This window comes from Edwardsiella hoshinae NBRC 105699 = ATCC 33379 (assembly GCF_000474215.1).
In the GTDB taxonomy this organism is placed as follows: domain Bacteria; phylum Pseudomonadota; class Gammaproteobacteria; order Enterobacterales; family Enterobacteriaceae; genus Edwardsiella; species Edwardsiella hoshinae.
Genome location: NZ_BAUC01000023.1, coordinates 117777 through 133667, shown reverse-complemented (window position 1 = coordinate 133667; position 15891 = coordinate 117777). Strand labels below are relative to the sequence as shown.

General features: G+C 56.3%; 14 protein-coding genes. 12 read left to right on the top strand and 2 right to left on the bottom strand.

Features of this window, described 5'->3' with window-relative positions; genetic code table 11:
- Positions 1–67: 67 nt before the first annotated feature.
- From EHO01S_RS11580 to EHO01S_RS11570, 3 genes are all read left to right on the top strand, one after another.
- Positions 68–724, top strand: a complete 657-nt coding sequence (locus tag EHO01S_RS11580) for an HAD family hydrolase (protein WP_024524104.1) — start codon at positions 68–70, stop codon at positions 722–724.
- Positions 721–1308 (top strand): molybdopterin adenylyltransferase, encoded by a 588-nt coding sequence (gene mog / locus EHO01S_RS11575; RefSeq protein WP_024524103.1) that lies wholly within the window; start codon positions 721–723, stop codon positions 1306–1308. The genes EHO01S_RS11580 and mog overlap by 4 nt, the downstream gene beginning before the upstream one ends.
- Before the next feature lie 121 nt (positions 1309–1429).
- Complete coding sequence (locus EHO01S_RS11570; protein WP_024524102.1) at positions 1430–2740, top strand: MFS transporter; 1311 nt, start codon at positions 1430–1432, stop codon at positions 2738–2740.
- Between the two features lie 73 nt (positions 2741–2813).
- On the opposite strand, the gene satP is transcribed toward EHO01S_RS11570, so the two are convergent.
- Complete coding sequence (satP, locus tag EHO01S_RS11565) at positions 2814–3383, bottom strand: acetate uptake transporter (protein ID WP_024524101.1); 570 nt, start codon at positions 3381–3383, stop codon at positions 2814–2816.
- 316 nt (positions 3384–3699) lie between these two features.
- On the opposite strand from satP, the gene dnaK reads away from it, so the two are divergent.
- The 4 genes from dnaK to nhaR all read left to right on the top strand — a co-directional run bounded on the left by dnaK (position 3700) and on the right by nhaR (position 9354).
- The gene (gene dnaK / locus EHO01S_RS11560) at positions 3700–5607 is read left to right on the top strand and encodes a molecular chaperone DnaK (protein ID WP_024524100.1); all 1908 of its coding nucleotides are present in this window, start codon (positions 3700–3702) and stop codon (positions 5605–5607) included.
- A gap of 110 nt (positions 5608–5717) precedes the next feature.
- Complete coding sequence (gene dnaJ, locus EHO01S_RS11555) at positions 5718–6851, top strand: molecular chaperone DnaJ (protein WP_024524099.1); 1134 nt, start codon at positions 5718–5720, stop codon at positions 6849–6851.
- 220 nt (positions 6852–7071) lie between these two features.
- Entirely contained in the window at positions 7072–8247 is a 1176-nt protein-coding gene (gene nhaA, locus EHO01S_RS11550; protein WP_115314645.1) for a Na+/H+ antiporter NhaA, read from the top strand.
- A 204-nt stretch (positions 8248–8451) separates the two neighbouring features.
- Positions 8452–9354 (top strand): transcriptional activator NhaR, encoded by a 903-nt coding sequence (nhaR, locus tag EHO01S_RS11545; protein ID WP_012847450.1) that lies wholly within the window; start codon positions 8452–8454, stop codon positions 9352–9354.
- Between the two features lie 70 nt (positions 9355–9424).
- Here the strand turns inward: nhaR and rpsT are convergent, their stop codons facing one another.
- A complete protein-coding gene (rpsT, locus tag EHO01S_RS11540) occupies positions 9425–9688 on the bottom strand; it encodes a 30S ribosomal protein S20 (RefSeq protein WP_005294808.1) in 264 nt (87 codons plus the stop codon).
- Positions 9689–10079: 391 nt separating this feature from the next.
- Here rpsT and ribF point away from each other — a divergent pair, with 391 nt between their 5' ends.
- Genes ribF through ispH form a run of 5 tightly spaced genes read left to right on the top strand, consistent with a single transcriptional unit; the run spans position 10080 to position 15805 of the window.
- Positions 10080–11042: a bifunctional riboflavin kinase/FAD synthetase gene (gene ribF / locus EHO01S_RS11535; RefSeq protein ID WP_024524097.1), complete on the top strand. Its 963-nt coding sequence runs from the start codon at positions 10080–10082 to the stop codon at positions 11040–11042.
- A gap of 24 nt (positions 11043–11066) precedes the next feature.
- A complete protein-coding gene (gene ileS, locus EHO01S_RS11530) occupies positions 11067–13913 on the top strand; it encodes an isoleucine--tRNA ligase (protein ID WP_024524096.1) in 2847 nt (948 codons plus the stop codon).
- Entirely contained in the window at positions 13913–14410 is a 498-nt protein-coding gene (gene lspA, locus EHO01S_RS11525; RefSeq protein ID WP_024524095.1) for a signal peptidase II, read from the top strand. Before ileS ends, lspA begins: the two co-directional genes overlap by 1 nt.
- On the top strand, positions 14410–14871 hold the full coding sequence (gene fkpB / locus EHO01S_RS11520; protein WP_024524094.1) for an FKBP-type peptidyl-prolyl cis-trans isomerase: 462 nt from the start codon (positions 14410–14412) through the stop codon (positions 14869–14871). Before lspA ends, fkpB begins: the two co-directional genes overlap by 1 nt.
- A complete protein-coding gene (ispH, locus tag EHO01S_RS11515) occupies positions 14852–15805 on the top strand; it encodes a 4-hydroxy-3-methylbut-2-enyl diphosphate reductase (protein ID WP_024524093.1) in 954 nt (317 codons plus the stop codon). Before fkpB ends, ispH begins: the two co-directional genes overlap by 20 nt.
- Positions 15806–15891 lie beyond the last annotated feature (86 nt).

The window sequence follows — 15891 nt, the reverse complement described above, 5'->3', positions numbered from 1 at the left end:
ATGGCGCTAACGTTTTTCCAGAGCGTCAGTTACGACACAGTACATTGCCGATAGAGGAGTATGCGTCATGTGGAGAAAGCATTTCGCCGCCATCTTTCTGGATATGGACGGCGCGTTGCTCGACAGCGATAGTCACGCCGAACAGGTATGGGAGCAGTGGGCGCAGCAGCGGCGTATCGACCGCGCCCTATTGCGTCCGCGCATCTATAGCCAACGCGTGCAGGAGACCCTGCGCCAATTGGCGCCCGCTTATAGCGATCGGGCCGAATGTCTGCGTCTGGAGCAGGCGCTGTTGGCGGCAGTGCGTCAGCAACGTAGCGCGTTGCGTCAGGATGCGGCGGCGTGGTTGCGGGGACTGGGTGAGCTCCCTTGGGGGGTAGTCACCCAGGCTGGGCAGCAACGTGCCGCCGAGCAGATTGCACATAGCGGTATGCCGCGCCCGCCGTTGGTGGTCGGGGCGGAACAGGTGAGCTGCGGGCGGCCGGATCCAGAGCCTTACCTCCAGGCCGCGAGTCACTATGGCTTGGATCCGCGCGATTGTCTGGTGATCGAAAGCGATGAGGCGGGAATTCGCGCCGCTCAGGCGGCGGGTATGACGGTGATCGCCCTCAGTTACCGTCGTCCGCGTCACTCTTTGCAGCGTGCGGATGTGGTGATCGGCGGTTGGCGTAGTATCATCCTGCATCCACAGCCGGAAGGCATCGTCGTTGAGGTTATTGCATGAATACACTACGCATAGGTTTGGTATCGATCTCCGATAGGGCATCTAACGGTGTCTACCAGGATCAAGGCATTCCGGCGCTGGAGGCGTGGTTGGCCGCAGCACTGGCGACACCCTATAGCCTGGAGACACGCTTGATCCCCGATGAACAGTTATTGATCGAGCAAACGCTGTGTGAGCTGGTGGATGAGCAGCGTTGCCATTTGGTGTTGACCACCGGTGGTACCGGTCCAGCGCGGCGCGACGTGACACCGGACGCGACACTGGCGGTTGCCGATCGCGAGATGCCGGGCTTCGGCGAACAGATGCGCCAAATTAGCCTGAACTTCGTGCCGACGGCGATCCTGTCGCGTCAGGTCGGTGTGATCCGCAAGCAAGCGTTAATCATTAATCTGCCGGGGCAGCCTAAGTCGATCCGCGAGACGCTGGAGGGGCTGAAGGATGAGTCTGGGCAGACGCGGGTCGCAGGGATCTTTGCCAGTGTGCCTTACTGCATTCAGTTGTTAGATGGTCCCTATGTGGAGACGCATAGCGAAGTCATAGCAGCATTTCGGCCAAAAAACGCCCGTCGCGAAACAATCAACTGAAGTTACAGTCATTGCAAGATAAGATTCAGAATGACTGGTATGTATACGACTAACGTTATATCTCTATTTTTGCAACACAACATGATTAATAAGTGTCAAAAAAATAGGGCCGTAATGACATATGGAATTGTACAATCACCGTCAGTTGAATCCGCAGGACTATAAAACGCTAGCGCTGGCCGCTCTTGGCGGGGCGCTAGAGTTTTATGACTTCATCATCTTCGTGTTTTTCGCCGCCGTAGTCGGCGCGCTATTTTTCCCGTCGGATATGCCGGATTGGCTGCGCTTGGTGCAGACCTTCGGCATTTTCGCCGCCGGGTATCTGGCGCGTCCGCTCGGCGGGATCGTCATGGCGCATTTCGGCGATCGTATTGGCCGCAAGCGCATGTTCTCTCTCAGTATTCTGTTGATGGCGTTACCGACGTTAGCGATGGGGATGCTGCCGACCTATCAAACCCTCGGTATCGCGGCACCGTTGTTGCTGTTGTTGATGCGTGTGTTACAGGGGGCTGCTATCGGTGGCGAGGTGCCCGGTGCCTGGGTGTTTGTCGCCGAGCATGTTCCTCCGCAACGCATTGGTTTCGCCTGCGGTGTGCTGACGGCCGGCCTGACTTTCGGCATTCTGCTCGGATCGTTGGTGGCGACGGGACTGAACAGTTGGCTGACGCCGCAGGCGATCCAGGATGGTGGCTGGCGTATTCCCTTCTTCCTTGGCGGGGTATTTGGGCTGATGGCGATGTATCTACGTCGTTGGTTGCAGGAGACGCCCGTCTTCCTAGAGATGCAGGCGCGCCGCACCCTGGCCGAGGAGTTGCCGCTAAAGCGCGTGGTACGAGACCACCGGCGCTCGGTGGTGGTCTCGATGCTGCTGACCTGGTTACTCTCTGCCGGTATCGTCGTGGTGATCCTGATGACGCCTAGCTTGTTGCAGACACAGTATGGTTTACCCGCCGCATTGACCCTACAGGCGAACAGTATCGCCATCCTCACCTTGACTCTGGGTTGTATTGTGGCGGGTTCGCTGGCAGATCGCTTAGGGGCCGGGTGGTTGTTTATCGCAGGTAGCTTGCTGCTGGGCGTGTGTAGTTGGCAATTCTTTAGTCATCTATCGCCGCAGATCGCGGTGGAGCAACTGTTCTGGCGTTACGCTCTAGCCGGTTTCAGTGTCGGCCTGGTTGGGGCGGTGCCTTTCGTGATGGTCTGCGCCTTTCCCGCCGAGGTCCGTTTTAGTGGCATCTCCTTTTCCTATAATCTGGCTTATGCCATATTCGGCGGCTTGACGCCGATCGCCGTGACGCTCTTACTGACCCTGACACCGCTGGCAGCAGGATGGTATGTTCTGGCGCTTTCATTGTTGGGGGTAGCATTAGGCGGCTACTTCCTGCGTATGCCTTGGCGGGCGGTATCGCGTCAGCGAGGCTTCGTGCGCTAGTCTACGCGGCGCATTCAGCGATAAAAAAGGCTTCCTAAGGGAAGCCTGTACTTTTATGAGGAATCAGCCTTAATCAGGCATGCTTGGCACCGATAGGCAGGAGGTCGCGACCGTACTGCTCATTGATCACCTCGGCCATCGCCAAGTAGATGGCGCTGGCGCCGCAGATGATGCCTTCGATGCCGGCGATGTGCAGTACACTGGCGTTAGCGGTGATGTTGCCATAAGCCAACAAGAAGAACAGCACGGTCAGGCTGGCGAAGACAAACTGCAATACCCGATTGCCGCGCAGGGTGCCGAAAAACATGAACAGTGTGAAGACGCCCCATAGCGCCAGGTAGGCGCCGAGCGACAGGGCATCGGTCGCTTCGGCTAGGCCCATCTTCGGCAGCGTCAGCAGCGCCACCAGAGTCAGCCAGAAGGAACCATAGGCGGTAAAAGCGGTGAGTCCAAAGGTATTGCCTTTCTTATATTCCAGCAATCCGGCCAAGATCTGAGCGATACCGCCAAAGAAGATCCCCATAGCCAAAATAACGGAAGTTAGTGGAAAGAGCCCCGCGTTGTGCAGGTTCAGCAAGACGGTAGTCATCCCAAAACCCATCAGACCCAGAGGGCCGGGATTTGCCAACTTGTTGGTGTGCATAAAGCCTCTGTAATAATAGAATGTAGAAACAGGCGAACGCCTGTAGGTACGTGCGCCGAGCCGCCCAGACCGGCCGCTTTTCTCGAGCGCGCGGCATAATAAAGAGGCATCGGACAAGAAACAATCTCTAGCAATAAAAAATCCATTTTTTTTGCATCCGCCCCCTTGATGCGCATTAGAGCGACCCCATCTTAGTAACATCGAAGTTGTTACCCTGTTCGGCAAATGTAGTGAGAACGGTGGTTGAAAGGCGAAAAATCGCCCCCACTTAAGGTAACAACGAGCTTGAAAACCGAATTTTTAGTGGAGACGTTCGATGGGTAAAATCATTGGTATCGACCTGGGTACAACTAACTCTTGTGTAGCAATCATGGATGGCGGCCAGCCTCGTGTACTGGAAAACGCCGAAGGCGACCGTACCACGCCTTCTATCATCGCCTATACGCAGGATGGCGAAGTGCTGGTAGGTCAGCCGGCCAAACGCCAGGCGGTCACCAACCCGCAGAATACGCTGTTTGCGATCAAACGTTTGATCGGTCGTCGTTTTGAAGACGCCGAAGCGCAGCGTGATAAAGACATCATGCCCTATAAGATCGTGGCCGCCGACAATGGCGACGCGTGGGTAGAAGTGAAAGGTCAGAAAATCGCGCCGCCGCAGATCTCTGCCGAAGTACTGAAGAAAATGAAGAAGACGGCGGAAGATTTCCTGGGCGAGCCGGTTACTGAAGCTGTTATCACCGTCCCGGCCTACTTCAACGATGCGCAGCGTCAGGCAACGAAAGATGCCGGCCGTATCGCCGGGCTGGATGTAAAACGTATCATCAACGAACCGACCGCTGCTGCACTGGCCTACGGGTTGGATAAAGGCGCCGGTAACCGTACTATCGCGGTCTATGACCTGGGTGGCGGTACCTTCGATATCTCCATCATCGAAATCGACGATGTCGATGGTGAGAAGACTTTCGAAGTTCTGGCAACCAACGGGGATACTCATCTGGGTGGGGAAGACTTCGATAGCCGCTTGATTAACTACCTGGTTGACGAGTTTAAGAAAGAGCAGGGTATCGACCTGCGTAATGACCCGCTGGCGATGCAGCGTCTGAAAGAAGCCGCTGAGAAGGCGAAGATCGAACTCTCTTCCGCTCAGCAGACCGACGTCAACCTGCCGTACATCACCGCAGACGCCACCGGTCCTAAACACATGAACATCAAGGTGACCCGTGCCAAATTGGAGTCTTTGGTCGAAGATCTGGTTGCACGCTCCATGGAACCGCTGAAGGTAGCCTTGAAAGATGCCGGTCTGTCTGTTTCCGACATCGATGATGTGATCCTGGTCGGTGGTCAGACACGTATGCCGATGGTTCAGAAGCAGGTTGCCGATTTCTTCGGTAAAGAGCCGCGTAAAGACGTAAACCCGGACGAAGCTGTGGCTATCGGCGCCGCGGTACAGGGTGGCGTATTGGCCGGTGATGTGAAAGATGTGTTGTTGCTTGACGTAACGCCGCTGTCACTGGGTATCGAAACCATGGGTGGGGTAATGACCTCCCTGATTTCGAAGAACACCACGATTCCGACCAAGCATAGCCAGGTGTTCTCTACCGCCGAAGACAACCAGTCTGCCGTGACCATCCATGTCCTACAGGGTGAGCGTAAGCGTGCGGCAGATAACAAGTCTCTGGGGCAGTTTAACCTGGATGGTATTCAGCCGGCTCCGCGCGGTATGCCGCAGATCGAAGTCACTTTCGATATCGATGCCGACGGTATCTTGCACGTTTCCGCTAAGGATAAGAACAGCGGTCGCGAGCAGAACATCACCATCAAGGCCTCTTCTGGTCTGAGCGAAGACGAGATTAAGCAGATGGTTCGCGACGCGGAAGCCAACGCTGAGGCTGACCGTAAGTTCGAAGAGCTGGTACAGGTCCGTAACCAAGCCGATCAGCTGGTACACGGTACCCGTAAGCTGGTTGAGGAAGCGGGCGATAAACTGCCGGCCTCCGATAAGAGCGCTATCGAGGATGCCGTGAAGGCGTTGGAAGCGGCCAGCAAGGGTGAGGATAAGGCTGAGATCGAAGCTAAGATCCAGGCCCTGGTTCAGGCTTCCGCTAAGTTGCAAGAACTGGCGCAGCAGCAGGCTCAGGCCGGTGAAGCGCAGGCAGACACCAGCGCCAAGAAAGACGACGACGTGGTCGATGCCGAGTTCGAAGAAGTGAAAGATAAAAAATAATCGCCCTTAAGCGGGCATGGTAACGGCGGCGAATGCCGCCGTTATTCACCGGCACGGGCGTCGAGGAAACTCAACGCCCGTGCCTCTATGTTAGGGGCAAAGTAATCGAGATGGCGAAGAAAGACTACTATGAGATTTTGGGCGTATCCCGTGAAGCGGATGAGCGCGAAATCAAGAAAGCCTATAAACGCCTGGCCATGAAGTATCACCCTGACCGTAATCAGGGAGATAAAGAGGCTGAGGATAAGTTTAAGGAAATCAAAGAAGCCTATGAGATCCTGACCGATGCTCAGAAGCGTGCGGCCTATGACCAGTACGGTCATGCGGCCTTCGAGCAGGGCGGCATGGGGGGCGGGGCCGGCGGTTTCGGCGCCGGGGCCGACTTTAGCGACATCTTCGGCGATGTATTCGGTGACATCTTTGGCGGCGGCCGCCGTCAGCGGGCGGCCCGTGGCGCAGATTTGCGTTACAACATGGATCTGACCTTAGAAGAGGCGGTACGTGGCGTCACCAAAGAGATCCGCATCCCGACCTTAGTCGAGTGTGATGTTTGCCATGGCAGCGGCGCGAAGAAAGGCAGTGAGCCGATCACATGCCCGACCTGCCATGGCGCGGGTCAGGTACAGATGCGTCAGGGTTTCTTTACCGTACAGCAGCCTTGCCCACACTGTCATGGCCGCGGCACTATCATCAAGGATCCTTGCACTAAGTGTCATGGACATGGTCGGATTGAAAAATCCAAGACGTTGTCGGTCAAGATCCCGGCAGGGGTCGATACGGGTGACCGTATTCGCCTGGCGGGGGAAGGGGAGGCCGGGGAGAACGGCGCGCCAGCCGGCGATCTGTATGTACAGGTACAGGTGAAGGCGCACCCGATCTTCGAGCGTGAAGACAACAATCTGTTCTGTGAGGTACCGATCAACTTCGCCATGGCGGCATTGGGCGGTGAGATCGAGGTACCGACGTTAGATGGCCGGGTCAAGTTGAAGATCCCAGCAGAAACCCAGACCGGCAAGATGTTCCGTATGCGGGGCAAAGGGGTGAAATCGGTACGGGGTGGCGCGCAAGGCGATCTGCTGTGCCGGGTGGTAGTCGAGACCCCGGTCAACCTGAACGAGAAGCAGAAGCAGTTGCTGCGTGAACTGGAGGAAAGCTTCGGCGGCCCGACCAGCGATAAAAATAGTCCACGCTCTAAGCGCTTCTTTGATGGCGTGAAGAAATTTTTTGACGATCTAACGCGCTAAATCAGTCAGTTGCCGCATGAAATCTCCCTGTACCGCTGAGGCGTACGGGGATTTTTTTATCCAACGATGTGAATTCAATTCGTTAATGATGTTATCTTTTCGTCATGCATTTCATTTTTTTCGAATAATATGTGAAAAATAAATTACTTTTTTCGAGCTATGAGAGGGAGTATTCTACCGCCAGAGTTTTTCTATTTAAGTTGCTTGGATGAGTGCAATGATAAAGAGTTTGCAACGTTTTGTCGGCAGTGATGCCTTTGGCGGGGTCATCCTGATCATCGCCGCCGCGTTGGCAATGGTCTTGGCCAACACGGAGTGGACTAGCCATATCTATCAGGCGTTCCTTAACACGCCGGTCGAGGTACGGGTAGGTAGTCTGCATATCAATAAAAATATGTTGCTGTGGGTCAATGATGCTTTGATGGCAATCTTCTTCCTGATGATTGGCCTTGAGGTGAAGCGTGAGTTGGTCTGTGGCTCATTAGCCAGTGCGCGCCAGGCGGCTTTCCCGGTGATTGCCGCCCTCGGTGGGATGGTGGTGCCGGCGCTGATTTATCTGCTCTTTAACGGTCAGGATGCGGTGGCCAGCACGGGGTGGGCTATCCCGGCGGCGACGGATATTGCGTTCGCTTTAGGGGTGCTGGCGCTGTTGGGCAATCGTGTCCCATTGGCGCTGAAGGTCTTTTTGTTGGCCTTGGCGATTATCGATGACCTGGGCGCTATCATCATCATCGCGCTGTTCTATACCAGCGATCTGTCTATCTTGTCGCTGGCGGTGGCCGGAGCGGCGATCGTGGTATTGGCGTTGCTGAATCTGTTTAACGTACGCCGCATTGGGCTCTATGTCCTGGTTGGCGTGATCCTGTGGACGGCGGTGTTGAAGTCCGGGGTACATGCGACATTGGCAGGGGTCGTGATCGGTTTCTTCATTCCGCTGAAAGAGCAGAATGGTTCGTCGCCGGCACGTACCTTGGAGCATGCCTTGCACCCTTGGGTGGCTTACATGATTCTGCCGTTGTTCGCTTTTGCCAACGCCGGGGTTTCGTTGGATGGGGTGACCTTTTCCGGCCTGTTCTCGCTGTTACCGCTTGGGGTGATCGCGGGCCTGTTTATCGGTAAGCCGTTGGGGATTAGTTTGTTCTGCTGGCTGGCGGTGAAGATGAAGTGGGCCAGCTTACCGCAGGGGACGACGTTCAAAGAGATCATCGCGGTTGGCGTGCTGTGCGGCATCGGGTTTACCATGTCGATTTTCATCGCCTCGCTGGCCTTCGGTGATGCGGATCCGGCGCTGGCCGTTTTCTCTCGCCTGGGTATACTGCTGGGCTCGTCGCTGGCGGCGATCGTCGGTTATCTGCTGTTGCGGCGGGTGTTACCGGCTCAGAAAGCCAACGCCTGATGGCGCAAGGATAGCGCTGTACCTAAACTGCGGGGTCGCTTTTGCGACCCCGCTCTCGTATAGGAGGTGATGACGTGTGGTTCCCGATTTATTGATGGCATCATATTACTCTGTGTTATTGCTAGACTTAAGATACCTTTTCTGCCGCTATGCGGATAGTCGTCTGGCGGTTTGTGGTGGCAACTCATTTAGGAGAGCGCAGCAGTGCGTTTGTCACATATAAATTTCAATCATCTCTATTACTTCTGGCAGGTGTGTAAAGAGGGATCGGTGGTCGGGGCCGCCGAGGCGCTGTTCCTGACCCCTCAAACCATTACCGGCCAGATTAAGGCGTTGGAAGAGCGCCTTGGCGGGAAGTTATTCAAACGCCAGGGGCGCGGTCTGGTACCCTCTGAGCTGGGGCAACTGGTATTCCGCTATGCGGATCGGATGTTTATGCTTAGCCAAGAGATGCTGGACATTGTGAATTACCGCAAAGAGTCTAGCATGTTGTTCGATGTCGGCGTCGCCGATGCGTTGTCGAAACGCTTGGTCAGTCAGGTGTTGGAGACGGCGGTGGCTGACCACGAGCAGATCCATCTACGTTGTTTCGAGTCGACCCATGAACTGCTGTTAGAACAGTTGAGTCAGCATAAGTTGGATATGATCTTATCGGACTGTCCGGTAGACTCTAGCCAGCAGGAGGGCTTGTTCTCGGTTAAACTCGGCGAGTGTGGTGTCAGCTTCTTTTGTCGTCAGCCGTTACCGGAGATGCCGTTTCCGACGTGTCTTGAGCAGCGTAAGTTACTGATTCCGGGGCGTCGTTCGATGCTCGGACGTAAATTATTGAACTGGTTTAATAGCCAGGGGCTACAGGTGCAGATCCTCGGAGAGTTCGACGATGCGGCGTTGATGAAGGCTTTTGGTCTGTATCATGATGCCATCTTTGTGGCGCCGTCGATCTATGCGCAAGATATGTACGCTAACGTGCAGGATAATATCCGAGAGGTTGGGCGCATCGACAACGTGCAGGAGGAGTACTACGTGATCTTCGCCGAGCGGATGATCCAACATCCGGCGGTACAGCGGGTGTGTAACAAGGACTTCTCGGCGCTGTTCAGCCGCTAGCGGACAGGTACAGGCAATAAAAAAACCGGCCGAGGCCGGTTTTTTTATCACGCTTACAACGTAAGGCAGATTACTGCATTGCGTTGATCTGAGCGGTCAGATTAGCTTTATGACGTGCAGCTTTATTCTTGTGGATCAGGCCTTTGCTTGCCTGACGGTCAACGATCGGCTGCATTTCATTGTAAGCAGCCTGTGCTGCTGCTTTGTCGCCGGTAGCGATAGCTGCGTATACTTTCTTGATGAAAGTACGCATCATGGAACGACGGCTAGCATTGTGCTTGCGACGCTTTTCAGACTGAACGGCGCGTTTCTTAGCTGATTTGATATTAGCCAAGGTCCAACTCCCAAAATATTCTATAGAGGACAATTCAAAGGCCGAGGAATATGCCCTTTCAGCCTTCTTTTGTCAATGGATTTGTGCAAATAAGCGCCGCATATACTGGCGACACCCGTGCGTTTCAATGGCGCCGAATTTTACCAGCTTTGTTGTGTGGAATACAGCGTTTCGCACTATTTTTCCCATCTTGTCGTGCGCCGCGCGCAACGAGGAAGAAAAAAGGCGCCGCTAAGGGACGATGTTGGGGGAAAAAGCCGCATTCATGTATTTAATCGTAGCCTTAACTCCGGTATGGTGATTCTATCCCGTTAAACACCTAACAATCGCCGGTTAACCTTAGTCGCTGTACAAGGTATAATCCGTCGATTTTCACTGTTTTGAGCCTGATATGGAGCTAATTCGCGGCATTCATAACCTGCGCGCGCGGCATCGTGGCTGCGTGCTGACCATCGGTAACTTCGACGGCGTGCACCAGGGGCACCGGGCTTTGTTGGCGCGATTGCGTCAGGAGGGCGAGCGTCTGGGGCTGCCGGTGATGGTGATGATCTTCGAACCGCAGCCGTTGGAGATGTTTGCGCCGCAGAATGCGCCGGCTCGACTGACTCGGTTGCGCGATAAGTGTCGCTACCTGGCCGAGGCTGGCGTCGATGCCGTACTGTGCGTGCGTTTCGACCGCCAGTTCGCTGCCCATTCGGCTCATTATTTCGTGAAACACCTGCTGGTCGATCGCCTCGGGGTGAAGTTTCTGATGATTGGCGACGATTTTCGCTTCGGCGCGGGGCGTGAGGGCGATTACCGCCTGCTACAGGCGGCGGGTAGAACGTATGGGTTCACCGTGGCCAATAGTCTCAGCTTCTGCGTCGGCGATCTGCGTGTCAGCAGTACCGCCGTGCGTCAGGCTTTACGTCATGATGATCTGGCGTTGGCGGAAACCCTGCTCGGCCACCCTTACTGCATCGCTGGCCGAGTGGTGCATGGCGATGCCTTGGGGCGAACCATCGGTTTCCCTACCGCTAATCTGCCGTTGAAACGGCTGGTCGCGCCGGTAAAGGGTGTCTACGCCGTGGATGTTTATGGACTGTGGCCCACGCCGCTGCCCGGTGTGGCGAATATCGGAACCCGTCCGACTGTCGCTGGCATCCGCCAGCAATTAGAGGTTCATTTGCTCGATGTGACAATGGATCTCTATGGGCGCCACATTGATGTGGTGCTCCGCGCAAAACTGCGTAACGAACAGCGTTTTGATTCGCTTGATGCACTAAAGCGGCAAATCGCCCAAGATGTGGTGGCTGCCCGCAAGTTTTTTGGGCTGACAACACCGGTCCAGAGCCTGATGGCTCAATCCCAATAGCCGAAAACGGAACCGAAATCGAAGATGAGTGACTACAAGAATACCCTGAATTTGCCGGAAACAGGGTTCCCGATGCGCGGCGATCTGGCCAAGCGCGAACCTGGCATGCTGCAACATTGGTATGAGCAGGATCTGTACGGGATGATCCGTAATGCTAAGAAAGGCAAGAAAAGCTTCATTCTGCATGATGGCCCTCCGTATGCGAACGGCAGCATTCATATCGGTCACTCAGTCAACAAGATTCTGAAAGATATTATTATCAAGTCCAAGGGGCTTTCCGGTTATGACTCCCCCTATATCCCGGGTTGGGATTGTCATGGTCTGCCGATCGAACTGAAAGTCGAACAACTGATCGGCAAGCCCGGGGAGAAGTACAGCGCCGCCGAGTTCCGTGAGCAGTGCCGCGCCTACGCCGCCGAACAGGTCGCTGGACAGAAGGCAGACTTTATCCGTCTTGGGGTGCTGGGCGACTGGGATCATCCTTACCTGACTATGGACTATGGCACCGAGGCCAATATCATTCGCGCCCTGGCGCGCATTGTGGATAACGGCCACCTGATGAAAGGGGCGAAGCCGGTACACTGGTGTCCGGATTGTGCCTCCTCGCTGGCGGAAGCTGAAGTCGAATACTACGACAAAGTATCGCCGTCCATCGATGTGCGCTTCAGCGCCGTGGATAAGGCGCTGGTACTGGAGAAATTCGGCGTGCAGCAGGTTGAGGGCCCGGTGAATGTCGTCATCTGGACTACCACCCCCTGGACTCTGCCTGCTAACCGTGCCGTGGCGTTGCATCCGGAGTTGGAGTACCAGCTGGTACAGATCGAAGGTGAATGCCTGATCTTGGCGGCCGAGCTGGTCGACAGCGTGATGAAGCGCGCGGGTATCGCTCACTGGCAGGTGTTGGGTAGCTGCAAAGGGGCCGATCTGGAACTGTTGCGCTTCCAGCATCCCTTCATGGCTTTCGCTGTGCCGATCATCATGGGCGAGCATGTCACCCTGGATGCTGGTACCGGTGCCGTACACACAGCACCGGGCCATGGCCCGGATGACTATGTCGTCGGCCAGAAATATGGTTTGGAGATCGCGAACCCGGTCGGCAGCAATGGTTGCTATCTGCCGGGCACGCATCCGGAGTTGGATGGACTGTTTGTCTTCAAAGCTAACGATGTGGTGGTGGCGATGCTACAGCGTAGCGGCGCCTTGCTGCATGTCGAGAAGCTGACTCACAGCTACCCATGCTGCTGGCGCCATAAAACTCCGATTATCTTCCGTGCCACACCGCAGTGGTTCATCAGCATGGATCGTCAGGGGTTGCGTCGCCAGTCGCTGGCCGAGATCGATCGTATCGAACAGCAGGGGCTGGAGCAGAACAACCTCAGTGGCTGGATCCCGGCCTGGGGCAAGGCGCGCATCGAATCGATGGTCGCCAACCGTCCAGACTGGTGTATCTCACGTCAGCGCACCTGGGGGGTGCCGATGGCCATGCTGGTCCACAAAGAGACGCAAGAGCTGCATCCGCGCACCACGGAGCTGATGGAGGCGGTCGCTCAGCGTGTCGAGCAGTCTGGCATTCAGGCTTGGTGGGATCTGGATATTCGTGACTTGTTGGGTGACGAGGCCGATCAGTACGAGAAGGTACCGGATACCTTGGACGTCTGGTTCGATTCTGGCTCGACCAGCTACTCGGTGGTGGATGCCCGCCCGGAGTTTGCAGGCCATAGCCCAGATATGTACCTGGAGGGTTCCGACCAGCATCGCGGCTGGTTTATGTCCTCGCTGATGATCGCCGTAGCGATGAAGGGTAAGGCCCCTTACCGCCAGGTGTTGACGCATGGTTTCACCGTCGACGGTCAGGGACGCAAGATGTCCAAGTCGGTCGGCAACGTGGTCAGCCCCCAGCAGGTAATGAACAAGCTGGGCGGTGATATTCTGCGCCTGTGGGTAGCGTCGACCGATTACACCGGCGAGATGGCCGTTTCCGATGAGATCCTCAAGCGCTCTGCCGATGCCTATCGTCGCATCCGTAACACCGCGCGCTTCTTGTTGGCCAACCTGAACGGTTTCGATCCGCGCAAAGACATGGTGAAGCCGGAGGAGATGGTGGTTCTGGATCGCTGGGCGGTCGGTTGTGCTAAGCAAGCGCAGGACGAAATCATCGCAGCCTATGAAAATTACGATTTCCATGAGGTGGTACAGCGTCTGATGCAGTTCTGCTCTGTCGAGATGGGATCTTTCTATCTGGATATCATCAAGGATCGTCAGTACACCGCCAAATCCGATTCGGTGGCGCGTCGCAGTTGCCAGACCGCGTTGTACCACATCGCCGAGGCGTTGGTACGCTGGATGGCTCCGATCCTTTCCTTCACTGCCGATGAGATCTGGGGCTATCTGCCGGGCGAACGTGCGCAGTTTGTGTTTACCGAGGAGTGGTATCAAGGGCTGTTCAGTCTGGAGAGCAGCGAGCCGATGAATGACGCCTTCTGGGCGGCGTTGCTGAAGGTGCGTGGCGAGGTCAATAAGGTTATCGAGCAGGCGCGTAACGACAAGAAAGTTGGTGGCTCGCTGGAGGCGGCGATCACCTTGTATGCCGATGAGGCATTGGCAGAGCAGTTGAACAGCTTGCACGATGAGCTGCGTTTCGTGTTGATCACCTCGGCGGCGCGCGTACAACCGCTGGCGCAGGCTCCTGCGGATGCCGTCGCCAGCGAATTGGCCGGGCTGAAAGTGGGCTTGAGCAAGGCGTCTGGCAGTAAGTGCCCGCGTTGCTGGCACTATTCCGATGCTATCGGTGCGGATGCCGCGCATCCGCAGCTGTGTCCGCGTTGTGTCACCAATGTGGCCGGCCAGGGCGAAGAGCGTAAGTTTGCATGATGCGGCGGCCTCTTCTTTCAACCGGACTGCGTTGGCTGTGGGTGGTTGTCGCGGTGCTGATTGTGGATTTGGGCAGTAAACAGCTGATCCTCCAGCATTTTATGCTGGGGGAAACCCTGCCACTGTTCCCGTCACTGAACCTGCACTACGCACGTAACTACGGTGCCGCATTTAGCTTCTTGGCGGACAGCGGCGGTTGGCAGCGCTGGTTCTTTGCCGCTATTGCTATTGCCATTTGTCTGGCGCTGTTGGTGATGATGTACCGTAACGCGGCGAGCGCGCGTCTGAACAACATCGCCTATGCGCTGATCATCGGGGGGGCCTTGGGTAACCTGTTCGATCGTTTGTGGCACGGTTTTGTGGTCGATATGATCGATTTCTATGTCGGTAATTGGCACTTCGCTACCTTTAACTTGGCCGATACCGCCATCTGTATCGGGGCGGCCTTGGTGGTATTGGAAGGCTTTCTGCCAGCGCACAACAAGGAAAAGTCGTGATGCAGCAAGCCCCGCGTGCACTGTTGGTACACTTTACGCTGACGCTGGAGGATGGCTCCCTGGCGGAGTCGTCGCGTGAACGTGGCCAGCCGGCCTTGTTCCGCTTCGGTGATGGCAGCTTGTCGCCAGCGCTAGAGGCCGAGTTAGCATCCTGTGTCGCCGGTGATCGCCGTTGCTTCACGCTAGCGCCTACCGATGCGTTCGGCGAGCGTAGCGATGATCTGGTGCAGTTCTTCCCTTTGGGGCAATTCCGTGACAGCGGCGAACCACAGGCCGGAATGGTGATCCTGTTTAGCGCCGCCGATGGTGCTCAGATGCCGGGTCTGGTGCGCGAGGTCACCGGCGAGTCGGTGACCGTCGATTTCAACCATCCGCTGGCGGGGCGGCCGGTGACCTTCGATATCGAGGTGCTGGAGCGCGATCCCCAGCAAGAGGTGAAGCATGAACATCCTGTTGGCTAATCCACGCGGCTTTTGTGCCGGCGTGGATCGGGCGATTAGCATCGTGGAGCGGGCGCTGGCGATTTACGGTGCGCCGATCTATGTGCGGCATGAGGTGGTGCATAACCGTTTCGTGGTCAATAGTCTGCGTGAACGCGGCGCGGTGTTTATTGAGGCGATCAGCGAAGTGCCTGATGGGGCGATCTTGATCTTCTCCGCGCATGGCGTCTCTCAGGCGGTGCGCGCCGAAGCCAAGGCGCGTAACCTGACTATGCTGTTCGACGCCACCTGTCCATTGGTGACGAAGGTGCACATGGAAGTGGCGCGAGCTAGCCGGCGCGGCACCGAGGCGATCCTGATCGGTCATGCTGGTCACCCGGAGGTCGAAGGTACCATGGGGCAGTACAGCAATCCTCAAGGGGGGATGTATCTGGTCGAGGCACCGGAGGATGTTTGGCGTTTGCAGGTCAAAGATGAAGGTAATCTTTGTTTTATGACCCAGACGACATTGTCGGTTGATGATACGTCGGCCGTGATCGATGCCCTACGGGCGCGCTTCCCGGCGATCGTCGGACCGCGCAAGGACGATATCTGTTACGCCACGACCAATCGCCAAGAGGCGGTGCGTTCGTTGGCGGCACAGGCGGATGTGGTACTGGTCGTCGGATCGAAGAACTCTTCCAACTCTAATCGTCTGGCTGAATTGGCCCGTCGGGCGGGGAAATCGGCCTACCTGATCGACAGTGCGGCGGACATCGATGAGCGCTGGCTAAGCGGCGTGGCCTGTGTCGGTGTGACGGCTGGCGCTTCCGCCCCGGAAGTCTTGGTGCGCGAGGTCGTCGCGCGTCTCCAAGCGTTAGGTGGCGTGCTGGCGCAGGAGATGCAAGGACGCGAGGAGAACATCGTATTCGAAGTCCCGCGTGAGCTACGCATCGAAACGCAGCAGGTTGACTAACGACAGCGGGATGCCGGCGTGTGAGAATGAGAACGGGGCGCCGAGGCGCCCCGTTTTTTTGTCTTCATCTACCGTCAGAGCGGAAG

What these genes read in the sequence shown, in the direction of transcription:
- fkpB (WP_024524094.1), top strand. Translation starts at nt 14,410, where the DNA reads ATGCAGCAAGCCCCGCGTGCACTGTTGGTACACTTTACGCTGACGCTG.
- EHO01S_RS11570 (WP_024524102.1), top strand. Translation starts at nt 1,430, where the DNA reads ATGGAATTGTACAATCACCGTCAGTTGAATCCGCAGGACTATAAAACG.
- satP (WP_024524101.1), bottom strand. Translation starts at nt 3,383, where the DNA reads ATGCACACCAACAAGTTGGCAAATCCCGGCCCTCTGGGTCTGATGGGT.
- dnaK (WP_024524100.1), top strand. Translation starts at nt 3,700, where the DNA reads ATGGGTAAAATCATTGGTATCGACCTGGGTACAACTAACTCTTGTGTA.
- ispH (WP_024524093.1), top strand. Translation starts at nt 14,852, where the DNA reads ATGAACATCCTGTTGGCTAATCCACGCGGCTTTTGTGCCGGCGTGGAT.
- EHO01S_RS11580 (WP_024524104.1), top strand. Translation starts at nt 68, where the DNA reads ATGTGGAGAAAGCATTTCGCCGCCATCTTTCTGGATATGGACGGCGCG.
- ileS (WP_024524096.1), top strand. Translation starts at nt 11,067, where the DNA reads ATGAGTGACTACAAGAATACCCTGAATTTGCCGGAAACAGGGTTCCCG.
- lspA (WP_024524095.1), top strand. Translation starts at nt 13,913, where the DNA reads ATGCGGCGGCCTCTTCTTTCAACCGGACTGCGTTGGCTGTGGGTGGTT.
- ribF (WP_024524097.1), top strand. Translation starts at nt 10,080, where the DNA reads ATGGAGCTAATTCGCGGCATTCATAACCTGCGCGCGCGGCATCGTGGC.
- mog (WP_024524103.1), top strand. Translation starts at nt 721, where the DNA reads ATGAATACACTACGCATAGGTTTGGTATCGATCTCCGATAGGGCATCT.
- dnaJ (WP_024524099.1), top strand. Translation starts at nt 5,718, where the DNA reads ATGGCGAAGAAAGACTACTATGAGATTTTGGGCGTATCCCGTGAAGCG.